The following is a 15,932-nucleotide window of genomic DNA, read 5'->3' on the forward strand; positions in this document are numbered from 1 at the left end:
TTTGATATTATAAGAGGAAAATGTAAATCAAATAAGTGTAAAGTGGAATATGCTATAATGAAACGAAGGGGGAGTCAGCATGGATCCATTAGATATATTGATAGATTTAGAACAATTACTTCCTTATTATAAACCGATTGTCCGGGCAGATAAGCAGCTGGTAAGCGGTTATGAAGTAATTGCTTACTACTTAGATGAAAATAATAAAGAGCAGCGTTTAGATTGGCTCTTCGATGATACCTCCATTCCAGATGAATTCCGGCTGGAGGTAAACCAGTATATCCATCAAAAAGCAATTGAGAAAAAATTACAAGAACATTTTACAGGGCACCTTACTTTATACTATGATGCAGAATTATTGGTACGTGATAATGGAGAAGTATTTATTGATTTATTGCATGAGTATCAAGAAAAAGGATTAAATCTGAATGAAATCATTCTCGAAATCAAGGATACCTGTCTGCCAATTAATACAGATCAGCTAGGTCATATCATTAAATACTTAAAGACACTGGGAGTAAAAATCAGCATTGAATTAGCCGACCCAAATGGCAGTCTGAATCAACTAGCCGTCTTGCATCCTTCCTTTATTAAAGTAGATACATCGTTTTTAAAGGATGATCTGCTCCCGCATCTGTATAAGGATGTTTATTTTGGCGTGTCGATGTTATCGAGAAAAATAGGTGCTTCTTTGTTATTTAAAGGCATCCGTTCTTATAAACAATTGAATTTTGCATGGCAAAGCGGCGGTGAATATTATCAGGGCAGCTATCTGACTTATCCGCAGCAGGATTTTATTGAGGAAGATGCATGTAAAAATAAATTAACGGAGTATTTTAGAGAATTTGTAACCTATGAACAAAAGAAAGCGAAGGCACAATTTGAATTATTAGATTCCGTTTATGCAATAATTGACCGTCTTCTTTCCCAGACAAAACAAACAAACGACGACAGCTGGCTGCTGAAGCTTGCTGAGGGCTGTGAAGATTTTGTATTTCGTATCTATGTTTGCAACAGCGTCGGCCTGCAAATCTCGGCGAACGTGGAAAAAGATATGCAGGGGAGCTGGACCTTGATTGAGGAAGGGATGCATAAAAACTGGAGCTGGCGTCCATACTTTTTCGAGAATATAATGCGGATGAATATTGAGAAAAAAGGAATTTTATCGGATTTATACACAGATATCGAGCGTTCCGAGCTGATACGAACGTACGCTTATCCGCTGTCTCAGGAACGATATATATTTTTTGATATTCCATACAGTTATTTGCTAGAAAAAGAAGGCTTACTATAAGAGAATAGTAATGAAAGGGGAATGAGTACCTTTCAAAGCTTGATTTGTCCGTTTTTTCGTCTTTGATGAATTTCCGGATAGAAGGAGGTTTTTAAATGAAATTGATTCATACAGCAGATTGGCATCTGGGTAAGCTGGTTCAAGGCGTTTATATGACTGAAGACCAGGCCTGCATCCTGGATCAGTTTGTTGAAGCGGTGGAAAAAGAAAGTCCGCACGCTGTTATTATTGCAGGAGATTTATATGATCGTGCGGTACCTCCTGTAGAAGCAGTTGATTTATTAGATAAAACATTAGACCGGATTGTTAATCAATTAGGAATTCCCGTCATAGCGATTGCCGGTAACCATGACAGTCCGGGCAGACTTCATTTTGGCAGCCGCTTAATGAAGGAAAAAGGTTATCATATCATTGGCCAGCTTTCGGAAAGCATACAGCCTGTTGTTCTTTCAGATGAATTTGGGGAGGTGCATTTTCATCTTATTCCGTATGCAGATCCAAGTGTGGTCAAAGCCTTATTTCAAGAAAAAGATATTCGTAATCATCAGGATGCCAATGCTTTTCTTGTTAAGCAGATAAAGGAAAACATGGACGAGGCAGCACGCCATGTTTATGTTGGACATGCTTTTGTAACTCCTTTTGGCGAGACGGAAGAAAATACGAGTGATTCAGAACGCCCGCTGTCTATTGGCGGAGCAGAGCATGTCGATGCACATTTATTTACAGATTTTCATTACACAGCGTTAGGGCACCTCCATCAGGCACATCATGTGCTGGATGAAAAAATTCGCTACTCCGGCTCCATCCTAAAGTATTCCTTATCGGAAGAACATCATCAAAAAGGGTATTTAGTAGTTGAACTGGGTGAAGAAGGAAACGTCCAGGTTGAGAAAAAAAGGCTTATCCCCAAACGTGAAATACGTTCTATCAAAATGAAAATGGAGGATATTTATAGGGAGCCTCGAAGCGAAGATTATGTATTTGTCCAGCTGCTTGACGAGCTTCCTGTTTTATCGCCGATGGAAAAGGTACGTTCTATTTTTCCGAATGCCATGCATGTGGAGAGAGTAAGAACTACGTCAGGAGTCACGCAACAAAAAGAAAATCAGGCCCCCAAGACGAGCTTAAGTGAAATGGAATTATTTGATGCCTTTTATCAGGAAGTAACGGAAAAGGAAGCTTCCGAAGAAATGAACGAGATAATGAAGGAGTTATTTCAAGAAATTCAGGATGCAGATAACGAACGGAAAGCATCTAAATAAGAAGCAGGTGAAAAGAGAATGCAGCCTTTACAATTAACATTACATGCTTTTGGGCCCTATAAGGAAAAAGAAGTAATCGATTTTTCTAAACTGCAAGGGAACACATTATTTGTCATTTCCGGAAAAACCGGGGCAGGAAAGACGACGTTATTTGATGGGATAGCCTTTGCATTATATGGAAAAGCAAGCGGATCTGACCGGGAAGACCAGCGTATGCTTCGCAGTGATTTTGCAGATGAAAACGTACATACTTCTGCGGAGCTTATTTTTCAAATACAAGATAAAACGTATCGTATTTTCCGGCAGCTGGGTCATGTGAAAAAAGGAAATAAGAGTAAAACAGGAGATAAATGCGAATTTTACGAAGTGCGGCCAGATGGAGAATCGCCGTGCGTAGACAGACAAATGGTAAGCGAAATTGACCAAAAAATAGAAGATATTATTGGTTTGACTCCAGATCAATTTAAGCAGATTGTAATGCTTCCACAAGGGGAGTTTCGAAAACTGTTAACTTCTGATACAGAAAATAAAGAAGAAATCCTGAGACGTTTGTTCCGAACCGCGCATTATAAATATATGAATGAACTGCTCCGGGAGAAGAAAGCAAAATTAGAAAAAGAAAATCAGCGTATTCTCAACCGTATGGAGCAGCTGCGGACGCAAATATTTTCCTTAGACCTTCCAGATGACGCCGAAATCCGTGAGTTGGCAGATAGAGAGCATGTCAATACGAATCAAATTATAGAAGCTTTAGAAACAGAGCTTAAGAAAAATGAAGCAGTGTATACAGAAGAAGATGCTCATTATAAAGAAGCAACAAAGCAGCAGGAGCTCACGCAAAACCATTTGTTCCAAGTCAAACAGATCAATGAGCGTTTTTTGGAATTAGAAACCTATCAAAAGAATCTTGCCATATGGAAAGAACAAGCACAGGAAATGGAAGCTTTAAAGAAAGGTTTGTCTGCTGCTGAACAGGCGAAGCTGATTATTCCTTATGAGCAGCAAAAGGATGAAGCTTGGAAAGAACTCGAAGAAGGAAACAAACACTTGCAGCAGCTGGAAGCGCAGAAGGACACCATGGAAAAGCAAAAGCAGCAGGCAGAAGCTGATTTTAAAAAAGAACAGGAAAATGCAGGAAAGCGCGAGAAGCTTTCGATTGAAGTAAACCGCTTAGAACAATTTCTTCCTGTTGTTAAAGAATTAGAAGGGAAAAAGCAGGAGATTCAAAAGCTTGCGGCACAATTAAAGCAAGGGAATGAACAGCTGGAAAAATTAAAAGCGCTACGTGAAACAAAAAGTAAACAAATAGATCGTTTAGAGCAGGAAGAACAGGTACTAGATAAAGAGGCAGACAAGCTGGACACCGTAAAAGAAGCGTTAAGAATACTGCGTGAACAAGCAATGCTGATGAAAAAATATAAAGAAAAAACGGCACAGGTGCAAAAAAGTGAGACAGAGGTTAAACGTACAGAGGATGTTTATCTGCAGGAAAAAGAGGCTTACAATCGGCTTGAGCAGGCTTGGTTTGCTAATCAGGCGCATGTATTGGCTGTTCACCTGCATGATGGAGAAGCCTGTCCCGTCTGCGGAAGCTTAGAACATCCGTCACCAGCAGCAACGAAGGAAGCGGAAGTCAGTAAGGAAGAGCTGGAACAAGCGAAAAAGCTGATGGAGAAGAAGGAAACAGACTGGCGGGAGCAAACAGCCAACCTGAAAGCGTATCAATCAGAAAGAAAAGGATTGGAAGAGGAACTCGCACAGCATGAATTCGTATTTACTGACCCTGAACAGAGCTATCAGGACATCGTTGAAAGAGGAAAAAAGAAAAAAGCGGAAGAGGATCGCCTCAAGCAATCTAAAATCCGTTTATCAGATTGTAAAAAAGAATTAGCACGGGAGCGTCAGGAACAAAAGCAAAGAGAAGTGGAATGGAATGAAAAGACCAATCAGGCCAGCCGGCTGCAATCGGATTATCACAGTAAAGAGGCTGTCTATCAGCAGCAATTGATTCAAATACCGGAAAACCTGCGCGTTCTTTCCCAATTAGAAGCTGAAATAACCCATTTAAAAACAAAAAAACAGCAGCTTGAACAACGCTGGGTAGAGGTGCAGGAGAATTATCAGAAAGTCCATGAAGCATTCACAAAGTGGACGGCTGATGTGCACCACCTTAGAGAAAACCAGGCGAAAATGAAGCAGAAAGCAGATAATCTGAAGAAGACCTTTCAAGAGAAATTGGAGCAGGCAGATTTTACTGAAAAAGGGTATCAAGAAGCAAAATGGGAGGAAGCAACGTATCAATCCGTTAAACAGAGGCTCTCTGAATATGAAAAAAAGGGCTATCAATTAGAAAAGCAAATTTCCGAGCTTCAGCAGAAGCTGGAAGGTCAGTCGAAGCAGGATGTATACGAAATTGAAGCTGTGTTAGAAAAATGGAAGCAGAAAACAACAGCCAGTCTTGAAAAATTACAGCGGCTGCAGCAGGAGAAAAAGGATATGACATTCTACGTGGATCAGCTGCAGGAGTTCCATCACCAATCGGCGGATATAGAACAGAAAAGAATGCTCGTTACAGATTTATATGATACGCTGCGTGGACAAAATCCTAAAAAGGTATCTTTTGAACGGTATCTGCAGATGGAATATTTAGATCAAATTATCGAGGCTGCTAATTTACGCTTAAATGACCTATCGAATGGTCAATTTTATCTGACAAGAAGTGATCGCCAGGAAGCACGTGGAAAACAGAGCGGCTTAGGATTAGACGTCTATGATCAGTACACAGGGCAGACCAGGGATGTAAAAACATTATCTGGAGGAGAGAAATTCCATGCCTCTTTATGCCTTGCTCTGGGAATGAGCGATGTTATCCAAAGCTTTCAGGGGAATATTGTGATCCAAACGATGTTTATCGATGAAGGATTTGGGTCGCTGGATGAAGAGTCTCTGCGGAAGGCAATTGACGCACTGATTCAGCTGCAGCAATCCGGAAGAATGATTGGCATCATTTCGCATGTTCAGGAGCTGAAGGATGTCTTTCCGGCAGCAATTGAGGTTCATAAAACAAAAGAGGGCTGCAGTAAAACGGAAATCGTCGTGAAATAAGAAGCTGTCAAGGTATCTATCTGTGTGACTTCTATAATGGATTAGCTAAAAATAACTATATTATTTGCTATTTAAACAACCCCTGTATTATCATTTAATTATTATATTTTTCGACAATAATTTTTATAGTACCTCTAAAAATATTTTAGTATAGGGCTTTTAAAGAGCCTGAATGAACAGCAGGGAGAAAGGTAGGAATCATCGTGAAGATTGGAATTGATAAGCTGGGGTTTTATGCACCACATCTGTATGTAGATATGAATGATTTAGCAGAAGCGCGGGGAATCGACCCGGGGAAATTTACAATTGGTCTGGGACAAGACGAAATGGCTGTCCCGCCAATCACACAGGACCCTGTTTCTTTGGCTGCTAATGCAGCAGAACAAATCTTGGACAGGGAAGATAAAGATGCAATTGATTTAGTCATTTTTGGAACAGAATCTGGCGTGGACCATTCCAAGTCAGCAGCTGTGTATGTACATCAATTATTAGGTCTGAATCCCAAAGCTCGTTCTGTAGAAATGAAGCAGGCCTGCTATGGCGCAACAGCAGGAATACAAATGGCAAAGGGGCATATTGCACTGCATCCGGATAAGAAAGTACTTATTTTGGCATCTGATATTGCCCGCTACGGTTTGAATACACCTGGCGAATCAACACAAGGCGCCGGTGCAGTTGCTATTTTGGTAAGTGCTGAGCCAAGATTGCTGGAGCTGGAAAGTGAAAGCACGTATTACACAGAGGATATTATGGACTTCTGGAGACCGGTATATTCTTCTACGGCTTTTGTAGATGGAAAATACTCCAACGAACAGTATATAGCTTTCTTCCAAAAAGTATGGAAAGATTATCAAGAACAAACAGGAAGAAGCCTGGAGGATTTTGCAGCTATCGCTTTTCATTTACCATATACCAAAATGGGCTGGAAAGCACTGCGTACAGTGATTGAAGACGCGCCTGAAGCAGTACAGGAACGGTTGAAAAACAATTATCAAATCGGTACAAAATACAATCGTAATGTAGGAAATATCTATACAGGCTCTCTTTATCTCAGTCTGATTTCATTATTAGAAAATCAGGATGACTTAAAAGAAGGAGATACCATCGGCTTGTACAGCTATGGATCCGGAGCGGTTGGCGAATTCTTGTCCGGCAAGCTTCAGAACGGCTTTAAAAAGCACTTGCAGACAGCGTCGCATCAAGCAATGTTTGACAACAGAGAATGCATTTCTGTGGCAGCATATGAAAAAGTATTTGAAGAAGCACTTCCAACAGACGGAAGTGAAAAAAAGTTAAATGTGAATGAAGATCCGGCAAAAATCTGTTTAGCCGGTGTGAAAGATCATATCCGCAGCTATGCAGTTAAATAATAAGAAAAAACTCCTGGACAAAATAAAACCTGTTCAGGAGTTTTTTTCGTGACAACTTTAAGACATTTTCAGCATGAATTATGTGAAATGAATGACTTTAAAATGTATAATCGGGGTAGAGTTAAACATATCATGAAAGTTGGAGGGTGTTTTAATGACGAAAAATAATGAAGTTATTGAAGTAACAAATCCAGCAACAGGCGAAGTAGTCGATACAGTCTTAAAAGGAGGCAAGAAAGAAGCAGTGGAAGCCGTTGATAAGGCATATCAAGCTTTTCAGGACTGGTCGAAGCAATCTGTCTATGAAAGAAGTGCTTTGTTGAATAAATGGTATGCACTTGTGGAAGAGCATGAAGCAGAGCTGGCCAGAATCATGACAATAGAGCAGGGAAAACCGTTGAAGGAAGCAACAGGTGAAATCCGGTATGCGAATAGCTTTATTTCCTGGTATGCAGAAGAAGGAAAAAGACTTTACGGTGAAACAATCCCGGCAACGGCAAGTGATAAACGCATCGTAGTTAGCCGGCAGCCGGTAGGGGTTATCGCAGCGATTACACCATGGAACTTCCCGGCAGCAATGATTACACGGAAAGTTGCTCCGGCATTAGCGTCCGGCTGTACAGCGGTAGTAAAACCAGCCAGTGCCACCCCTCTAACCGCTATCCGCCTGAGAGAGCTTGCGGTAGAAGCAGGTATTCCAGAAGGTGTACTGCAAATCGTTACTGGAAGCTCAGGTGAAATCAGTGATGCGTGGATGGCGGATGAGCGTGTTCGAAAAATATCGTTTACGGGTTCTACAGAGGTAGGAAAATCACTCATGCAAAAATCAGCGGAAACAGTGAAGAAACTCTCTCTGGAGCTTGGCGGTCATGCACCATTGATTGTTATGGGCGATGCGGATATTGAAAAAGCGGTAAACGGGGCGGTTGCTTCTAAATATCGCAATGCCGGGCAAACCTGTGTATGTGCCAACCGGATTTATGTTCACGAATCGATTGAACAAGAATTTGCCAAGGCATTTAAAGAAAAGGTTGCACAGCTTAAGGTTGGAGACGGCTTAGAAGAAGGTGTGGATATTGGTCCTTTGATTGACAAATCTGCAGTTGAAAAAGTAAAACATCATATAGAGGATGCACTAGATAAAGGGGCAGAAAAGCTGTTAGGTAACAAAACAGAAAAGGAAGATTTATTTTTCGGTCCGACCATTTTAACCAATGTAAACGATGAAATGGTATGTATGCAGGAAGAAACATTTGGACCGTTAGCGCCGATTACGACATTTCAGACGAAGGAAGAAGTCGTTAAACGTGCGAATAATTCACCTTATGGATTGGCAGCCTATTTATTTACAGAAAACCTTACGACTGCAATTGAGGTCAGTGAACAGTTAGAGTATGGAATCGTCGGTATTAATGATGGTGCTCCATCAACGGCACAGGCCCCATTCGGAGGGTTTAAAGAAAGCGGCCTTGGACGGGAAGGCGGTCATCACGGAATTGATGAGTATGTTGAAGTAAAATATTTATCGATTCAGCTGTAAGGCACGCAGACAGCTGCTTATCTAAGGTTTTATAAAGAAAAGAAGTAGTTGTCACATGTTTTTACCAGAATATCCTGGGGCTGGGATAGCGGTTATTCGCCCCGCCGGAAATATTTATGCAGAGAAAGGCGGAGCAGATAATCTGCTTGCTTTTTTCTGATGACATGTTTGAAGGAAACCTGTATACTACTTCTAGAGAGGTGCAGATGAATGGAATTTAATATTGGTCCCAGGATGTTAAAAACAGGGTTGGCAGTAACCTTAACGTTATTGATTACACGTATATTCGATATGGAATATGCCGTTATTGCAGCAATTGCATCTGTAATAGCAATGCAGCCGTCTATCATGCGATCATTTAATTATATTAAAGAAGTAGTTATTGCAAACTCTGTCGGTGCAACACTCGCCATATTGGGAGTATTTTTGCTTGGCAGCCATCCGATTTCGGTTGGAGCAGTAGTTATTTTATCGATTGCAATTAATATAAAACTGGGATTGACCAAAACAGTAAATTTAACCGTATTAACCATCGTCAGTATGATGGTGGCCAGCCAGGGCGATCATATTAATTTTGTATATATTTTATCTCGAGTATCACTTGTTGCAATCGGGGTGGTTTCCGCATTTATCGTGAATGTATTTGTTAATCCTCCGAATCATCAAAAGATTTTGTTTCAGATGATTAAGGAAGCCAGTGAAAGTTCTCATTTTCTTCTGCGAGTTATCCCGAGTAATACGATGAGTGTCCCGCAAATCCGGGACGAAGAAAGAAATGTGGAGAAACAAATTAATAAAATAAGAGATTATTTTGATATCATTACGGATGAGAAAAATAGACTGTTTATCCGGAAGCGCAGATCTTTTTTCCGCAGCATTGTCATTTATAAGCAAATGATACAGGTATTGCGAAAGAAGCATACGCTGATCGTAGAGCTGGAAAAAAATTTAAAAGAAATTGAACAAATGGCTGCCGGCAAGTCTTTCTTAATTAAAAAGCTGGTCAGTGAGATCAATAACTATAGTGAAAATGTCTTTCTTATGTATGAAGATCGCATCGTCCTGGACAGGGACCTGCAAAAAGAGACGAAAAATGCGATGAGCGTAACGATCAATAATTTAATTGATGCACTGCAAGGAACAGACTATGAAAAATGGCATTATGTTTTTCCTGTTGCGAATAGTATTGTCGAGCTTTTCTATGAGTTGGATAAGTTAGAAAAGTATGTGCGTAAAAAAGGATTACATGAAGAAGAGGAATAAGTAGAAGCAAAGGAGATTGTGGCAGCACAGTCTCCTTTGCTATTTTGTCAAGAGCCACATAAAACAGGTATAAAACCTCCCTTTTTTGCATATAGTAGTAATAGTATACAGAGAAAAGGGGAGGATGGAATTGGTCCGTTTTTTATCTCATCATGAATTAGAAAATTTATATTATATGTATGAAAAATATGAAAATGCGTATCAAACGCTCCTGGAAAGTAAACAAAAGTATATGCAGGAAGAAACACAAAAACAAATAGAAGAACAAATGGAGATTGTGAAGGAGCAGCAGCGTCAAATGCTTGCTTCATTAACATAAAACAGCGTGTAGGTTCGTGTCTACACGCTGTTTTATTATTTTTTACGATGAAGATTTTCCTTAATATAGCCAATAAATTCGTTTGCTTTTTCTTCAGGGGCTTTCGTGAATATACTGACACCGACAAATAGCAGGGAGGACAGGCTCAGTCCCCATAAACCAGAAGCCATTCCTAACGGCTTTGTCTGCAGCAGTTCTAATATCAGAACAAGTGCGCCGGGAATAATGGTGCTTGCCAATACAGCAGCGGCGGTGCCTCTTTTCCAAAAGAAAGCGCCGATAATTGTCGGGACAACAACAATTAAGCCGGCAGAAGAAGCAACGGACAGAACGGCGATTAAATCTAATTGTAATTCTGCAAATAGGTAAGCCAGCAGAGCAATAACAGGTATAATAAATTTCCCGATGCGAAGCTGGACCTGATCTGTTGTCCCTTTGCGAATATTTCCGTAAACATCCTTCGCGAACATTGAGGATAATGTAAGCAGAATCGAGTCTATCGTCGAAACAGCGGCAGCAATAATACCTACCATGACAATAACAGCTAAAACAGAAGGTACAGCTGATGAGGTCAGTACAACGGGTGTAGCTAAATCAGCGTTGTCTAGACCAGGCTCTAATAAGAAAGCGGAATACCCCCAAAATATAGATACCAGTGTATAGATACAGCCAAAAATCATAAAGCCTAATAACATACGCCGCATGCTTTTCAAAGAAGCTGGCATAAACAGACGCTGACTGACCTGCGGATTTGAAATACTAAAGAAAAACCAGGGAATGGTTAACCCGATAAATGTTAAGAAGCTGAAATATCCATTGCCAGGCACTGTCAGCATTTCTGGATGATGACCTTCCAGCTGCTCAAAGAAGCCCGAAAATCCGCCAAGTTCGCGGACTAAAAAGAGTACAACTAAGGTTGAACCGATAATCATAAATAAGGACTGCAGCGAGTCTGTCCAGGCCACAGAGCGGATTCCGGCTATGTATGCAAAAAAGAGTGCTAAAACAACAGCGATAATAACGCCGGTGCTGAAAGAGATTTGCTGGTTTGATACGCCCTGCAGCAGATATCCTACTCCAGCTAACTGTACAGCACTGTAGGGTATTAAAAAAAGACAGTTGCTGACGGCAATCGCAATGGCAGAAGCCCTGCTTTGATAACGGTCGCCAATCATTTGAGATGGTGTAATATAACCATATTTTTTTCCGACAATCCAAAAACGGGGACCAAAAAATGCAATTAACGACACACCCATTAAATAGATCAGTTCAAAACCAAGCGCGCCAACTCCGCCACGATAGGTAAGCCCTGCTAAGCCGACCAGCATAAATGCGCTGTATGTTGTAGCGCTGTAGCTTAATGCGGAAACAAAACCGCCCAGCTTACGATCGCCAAGAAAATAAGCGCCCATATTTGTCTGTTTGCCAGTTCGCGATAAAAAAGCGATAAAAAGAGAGATAACAATATAAATTCCTAATCCCCACCAAATCAGTGATACATTCATTCTTCATTGCTCCAATCTTTTGTTAGTATGGCATTAAGTCCGATGACGATGAAAGATAACATCAGCCAGAACAGAAAGCTCCCATACCATTTTTCAACATGACTTAAAAGTACAAAAGGGATGGTAAAAGCGGCAAGAACGATAATGCCGATAATAATTGCTGCGTTTTTTTCCTTCATAAGCCTGCCTCCATATATTTTAATGTGATATAATTCACAATAGAAAGAATGTGAATTCGCTAACAATCATAGCAGATTGTTCATAAATTTGCCACATTATTTAAGACGCAAATAATAACCTATTTTTGGAAACGGTTGCAACAAAGCTTTTTATCAGCTAAACTTAAGAAAAAGGAGGGAAAAGATGGAAACCTTACAGATCGGCAGTGCGAAACTTACCTGGCTAAATGGGGGCGTTACACATTTGGACGGAGGCTCAATGTTTGGTGTCGTTCCCAAGGCTTTATGGGCGAAAAAATATCCGCATAACGATAAAAATCAAATTGAACTTCGAACAGACCCGATTTTAATTGAATTAGACGGGTCTAATTTACTTATTGATACAGGAATTGGCTTAAATAAATTATCTGATAAACAAAAAAGAAATTTCGGAGTATTGGAAGAAACAAATATAGAAGCATCCTTATCTGAATTAGAGCTTACAGTGAACGATATTGATATCGTATTAATGACACATCTTCATTATGATCATGCGAACGGTTTAACAAAACTAGTTGGTGAGGAAAAATACGAATCTGTCTTTAAAAATGCAAAAATTTTTGTTTCTCAAATAGAATGGAATGAGATGCAGCAGCCGAATATCCGTTCAATAAATACATACTGGGAGAAGAATTGGAGGCCGGTAGTTGATCAGGTTTATCCGTTTCGTGAAAAAATTGAGGTATTGCCGGGTTTAAAAATGGTTCATACCGGGGGCCATAGTGAGGGGCATGCTATCATTCGTTTCCGGGAAGGAGAGCAAGGCTTCATACATATGGCAGATATTATGCCGACACATGCACATCAAAATAAATTATGGGCGCTTGCATATGATGATTATCCAGTTCAATCTGTATTACAAAAAGAATATTGGATGGAAGCGGGTTATAAGGAAAAGGTCTGGTTTACGTTTTATCATGATGCTTATTACCGGGCAGTCAGGTTTAATGAGGCTGGAGAGAAAATAGATCACGTGGAGAGGTTGCGATATTCTTATGATTAAGAAAAAGCAGCCTTCTCCAAAAAGGAAGGCTGCTTATTAACAAAGTATATTATACTGCTGCTTCTGTATCTATAACAGCACCAGTTTCTATGTCTACATAGAAATCATATTGTTTATTCGTACCATCGATATTTCTAGTTACACCACCGCGGTATACATCATAAAGCAGTCCGTTTCTTTCTAATTCTTCCGGTTTCATATAAATCCAGGAGCCACTGATAGGACCTTGGCGTTTAAACATTTCTTTGGCATGATTCAATGCTTTTTCAGGAGTAACTTTCATTTGATTGTTAACCTGTTGACGTGCGATATAACCGATTGCAATACCAAATGCAGCTGCAAGTAATACCTTTCTTTTGCTCAATTTATTCACCTCTGTTTAGTAAGATTCAATGTCTGCTTTGTTTGTAGTATATCGCATACGGTGAGAGAAATACAAATAATTGAACACCGGTACTGGAAAGGATTGGGCTTTTTCGGGTATACTTGCAATATTGAAGATCTATTTTTACGGATATACTAACTGTATATAGGAGGCTTTACATGAATAAAGAAACACTGGCATTATTTAAGAATTTAACGGAATTACAGGGAGCTTCAGGGAATGAGCATGCCGTTCGCCAATTTATGAAAAAGGAATTGGAGAAATATTCGGATGAAATCATTCAGGATAATCTGGGGGGCGTATTTGGAGTAAAGCACGGTAAAGGTCCTACTGTCTTGGTGGCTGGACATATGGATGAGGTCGGCTTTATGGTAACACAGATTACAGATAATGGCATGCTCCGTTTTCAGACTTTAGGCGGCTGGTGGAGCCAGGTTATGCTGGCTCAGCGTGTTCAGGTAATGACAAAAAATGGACCGGTTACGGGAGTGATTGCTTCTGTTCCGCCGCATTTATTAACTGAAGCACAGCGCAGCAAACCGATGGAAATAAAAAATATGCTGATTGATATTGGGGCGGATGATAAAGAGGATGTCGCAAATATCGGCGTTCGTCCGGGAGATACCATTGTTCCGGTTACACCGTTTGAACCGATGGCCAACGAGAAAAAGATCTTGGCAAAAGCTTGGGATAATCGCTACGGCTGCGGGCTGGCTATCGAGCTTTTAAAAGAACTGCAAGGGGAAACCCTGCCAAATCAGCTTTATTCTGGTGCAACAGTACAGGAAGAGGTTGGATTACGCGGAGCACAGGTAGCGGCCAATATGATCAAACCGGATATTTTTTACGCATTAGATGCTTCACCGGCTAATGATGCTTCAGGGGATAAAAAGGCATTTGGCCAGCTGGGAAAAGGAGCTTTATTGCGTATTTTTGACCGCACAATGATTACGCATAAAGGCATGCGCGAATTTGTTCTGGACACAGCGGAATCAAATGATATCCCGTATCAATACTTTGTTTCTCCAGGCGGTACAGATGCAGGGCGTGTTCATATAACAGGCGATGGCGTTCCTTCTGCGGTTGTAGGGATATGCTCCAGGTATGTTCATACATCAGCATCGATTATTCATGTAGATGATTATGCCGCAGCAAAAGAATTAATTACAAAACTTGTTAAAACAACAGACGAAACAGTTGTTTCCGCATTGCATCAGGGTTAATGAAATGCAGAAAACAGTTATTGTCGGCTCGAAAAACCCAACTAAAATCCAGGCTGTCCGAAATGTTTTTCCAGAACTGGAGCTAAGCTCGAGGGAAGTCCCGTCTAAAGTGTCTGCCCAGCCTTTTTCAGATGAGGAGACGCGGATTGGTGCGGTGAATCGTGCGAAGGCATGTGCTGCAGGAAGTGCTGATGCTATTGGAATTGGCTTAGAAGGAGGCGTCATGTATGTGGACGATACATTATTTCTCTGTAACTGGGGAGCGCTGGCTGCAGCGGATGGCACATTATATACTGCCAGTGGTGCAAGGATTGCCCTCCCAAAAGAAATTGAGGAAGCACTTAAAAAAGCCGGGGAATTAAGTACGGTGATGGATGCCTATACCAAGAAAGAAAATGTCCGCAGCCAGGAAGGAGCTATTGGTATCTTTACGAATAACCTGATATCAAGAGAAAGTATGTTTACACATGTTGTACAGCTTCTGAAAGGGCAGTATGATTTTGCGGGGCAAAAATAATCAAACAAAAAACAGGCGATAGAGCCTGTTTTTTGTTTGAGAAAATCATTATTCGTAGATATAACCAATAACATCTAATGCTTGTTCCACGGTTTCCACTGTAATATTTGCTTTGTTGGAAAGTTCTTTTAAAGGATGAATTAATTTTTCCGGACGAATAATAATCGTCGGCTTTCCTAAAGCTATGGCTGTACTTGCATCCATCGCTGTATTCCATTGTTTATATTCTTCGCCGAATAAAGCAATCACAATATCTGATTTCTGCATTAATACCTGTGTCCGAAAATTGTTAACACTGGAAGCAGCATCGTCACGATAAAAATTACCGGGCTGTTTTCCTAAGATTGCTTCTCCGATATCATCTGAACGGTCATGATTTGTCTGCGGAGATACAAATGTCAGCGGCAGCTTTTTTTCTTCCGCAAGCTTTTTAACATCTTCTCTCCAATTATCATGAATTTGTCCAGCAAGATAAACTGTTAAATTCATTCCAATCCCTCCCAATCAATGGTATCTTTAATAGTAAATGTTTTTCCTAAACTTGTTAAGTTATTTGATTATTGTATAGAAATGATTTATAGCTACCGCCCTAATGGATTTTATGGGGTGCGTTCGCAACCTCAGAAATACACTGCGCTTCCCACGACGGACAGGACGTTGTAGTGCCGGTTGTTGACCACAGACCACAGGACGTGACGTTCTTAGCTGACCAGTAGTCTCTGTGTGTTACCTATGGGAATGTGATTACCAATGTTTTCAGGTTAATGAGTTTATAAAAATTATATTTGATTCTAGTAGATAGTAATAAGACTAACTAGCGAAGGAAAAACACGGAGACTCCTGGAGCGACCGAGCATAGGTCGTGATATATAGCGGGTGGGATTCCCGCCGAGAAAGAACTAGCCATTCACTCGTAGCGAGTCTTGGA

14 protein-coding genes are annotated in these 15,932 nt (G+C 40.6%); 10 read left to right on the forward strand and 4 right to left on the reverse strand.

Annotated features, from left to right (window positions below; all coding sequences use genetic code 11):
- The first annotated feature begins 79 nt into the window (after positions 1-79).
- The 7 genes from ACFO3P_RS15520 to ACFO3P_RS15550 all read left to right on the forward strand — a co-directional run bounded on the left by ACFO3P_RS15520 (position 80) and on the right by ACFO3P_RS15550 (position 10,153).
- Positions 80-1,294 carry an EAL domain-containing protein gene (locus tag ACFO3P_RS15520; RefSeq protein ID WP_042535537.1) on the forward strand — a complete coding sequence of 405 codons (1,215 nt, stop codon included), beginning with the start codon at positions 80-82 and terminating at the stop codon, positions 1,292-1,294.
- Between the two features lie 95 nt (positions 1,295-1,389).
- A complete protein-coding gene (locus ACFO3P_RS15525) occupies positions 1,390-2,556 on the forward strand; it encodes an exonuclease SbcCD subunit D (protein WP_193064353.1) in 1,167 nt (388 codons plus the stop codon).
- Between the two features lie 18 nt (positions 2,557-2,574).
- A complete protein-coding gene (locus tag ACFO3P_RS15530) occupies positions 2,575-5,661 on the forward strand; it encodes an AAA family ATPase (RefSeq protein WP_212929538.1) in 3,087 nt (1,028 codons plus the stop codon).
- Between the two features lie 203 nt (positions 5,662-5,864).
- Positions 5,865-7,031 (forward strand): hydroxymethylglutaryl-CoA synthase, encoded by a 1,167-nt coding sequence (locus ACFO3P_RS15535; protein ID WP_289585424.1) that lies wholly within the window; start codon positions 5,865-5,867, stop codon positions 7,029-7,031.
- Positions 7,032-7,185: 154 nt separating this feature from the next.
- The gene (locus ACFO3P_RS15540; protein ID WP_212929539.1) at positions 7,186-8,571 is read left to right on the forward strand and encodes an NAD-dependent succinate-semialdehyde dehydrogenase; all 1,386 of its coding nucleotides are present in this window, start codon (positions 7,186-7,188) and stop codon (positions 8,569-8,571) included.
- A gap of 210 nt (positions 8,572-8,781) precedes the next feature.
- Positions 8,782-9,834: an FUSC family protein gene (locus tag ACFO3P_RS15545; protein ID WP_042535529.1), complete on the forward strand. Its 1,053-nt coding sequence runs from the start codon at positions 8,782-8,784 to the stop codon at positions 9,832-9,834.
- Positions 9,835-9,964: 130 nt separating this feature from the next.
- Positions 9,965-10,153 carry a hypothetical protein gene (locus ACFO3P_RS15550; RefSeq protein ID WP_042535527.1) on the forward strand — a complete coding sequence of 63 codons (189 nt, stop codon included), beginning with the start codon at positions 9,965-9,967 and terminating at the stop codon, positions 10,151-10,153.
- A gap of 35 nt (positions 10,154-10,188) precedes the next feature.
- Here the strand turns inward: ACFO3P_RS15550 and ACFO3P_RS15555 are convergent, their stop codons facing one another.
- Together ACFO3P_RS15555 and ACFO3P_RS15560 are read right to left on the reverse strand one after the other, a co-directional pair.
- Positions 10,189-11,658 (reverse strand): sodium:solute symporter family protein, encoded by a 1,470-nt coding sequence (locus ACFO3P_RS15555; RefSeq protein WP_289585423.1) that lies wholly within the window; start codon positions 11,656-11,658, stop codon positions 10,189-10,191.
- Positions 11,655-11,837: a hypothetical protein gene (locus ACFO3P_RS15560; protein ID WP_289585422.1), complete on the reverse strand. Its 183-nt coding sequence runs from the start codon at positions 11,835-11,837 to the stop codon at positions 11,655-11,657. The genes ACFO3P_RS15555 and ACFO3P_RS15560 overlap by 4 nt, the downstream gene beginning before the upstream one ends.
- A 184-nt stretch (positions 11,838-12,021) precedes the next feature.
- On the opposite strand from ACFO3P_RS15560, the gene ACFO3P_RS15565 reads away from it, so the two are divergent.
- Positions 12,022-12,879 carry a YtnP family quorum-quenching lactonase gene (locus ACFO3P_RS15565; protein WP_289585421.1) on the forward strand — a complete coding sequence of 286 codons (858 nt, stop codon included), beginning with the start codon at positions 12,022-12,024 and terminating at the stop codon, positions 12,877-12,879.
- A 49-nt stretch (positions 12,880-12,928) separates the two neighbouring features.
- Here the strand turns inward: ACFO3P_RS15565 and ACFO3P_RS15570 are convergent, their stop codons facing one another.
- A complete protein-coding gene (locus ACFO3P_RS15570; protein WP_042535520.1) occupies positions 12,929-13,243 on the reverse strand; it encodes a PepSY domain-containing protein in 315 nt (104 codons plus the stop codon).
- 179 nt (positions 13,244-13,422) lie between these two features.
- Here ACFO3P_RS15570 and ACFO3P_RS15575 point away from each other — a divergent pair, with 179 nt between their 5' ends.
- Both ACFO3P_RS15575 and ACFO3P_RS15580 read left to right on the forward strand, forming a co-directional pair.
- The gene (locus ACFO3P_RS15575) at positions 13,423-14,487 is read left to right on the forward strand and encodes a M42 family metallopeptidase (protein WP_042535518.1); all 1,065 of its coding nucleotides are present in this window, start codon (positions 13,423-13,425) and stop codon (positions 14,485-14,487) included.
- Positions 14,488-14,491: 4 nt separating this feature from the next.
- Positions 14,492-15,004 carry a DUF84 family protein gene (locus ACFO3P_RS15580; RefSeq protein ID WP_042535516.1) on the forward strand — a complete coding sequence of 171 codons (513 nt, stop codon included), beginning with the start codon at positions 14,492-14,494 and terminating at the stop codon, positions 15,002-15,004.
- 48 nt (positions 15,005-15,052) lie between these two features.
- Here ACFO3P_RS15580 and ACFO3P_RS15585 read toward each other — a convergent pair whose 3' ends face one another.
- A complete protein-coding gene (locus ACFO3P_RS15585; protein WP_042535514.1) occupies positions 15,053-15,493 on the reverse strand; it encodes a YtoQ family protein in 441 nt (146 codons plus the stop codon).
- Between the last annotated feature and the right edge of the window lie 439 nt (positions 15,494-15,932).

It is taken from the genome of Oceanobacillus aidingensis, assembly GCF_042654105.1.
GTDB lineage: Bacteria > Bacillota > Bacilli > Bacillales > Amphibacillaceae > Oceanobacillus > Oceanobacillus oncorhynchi.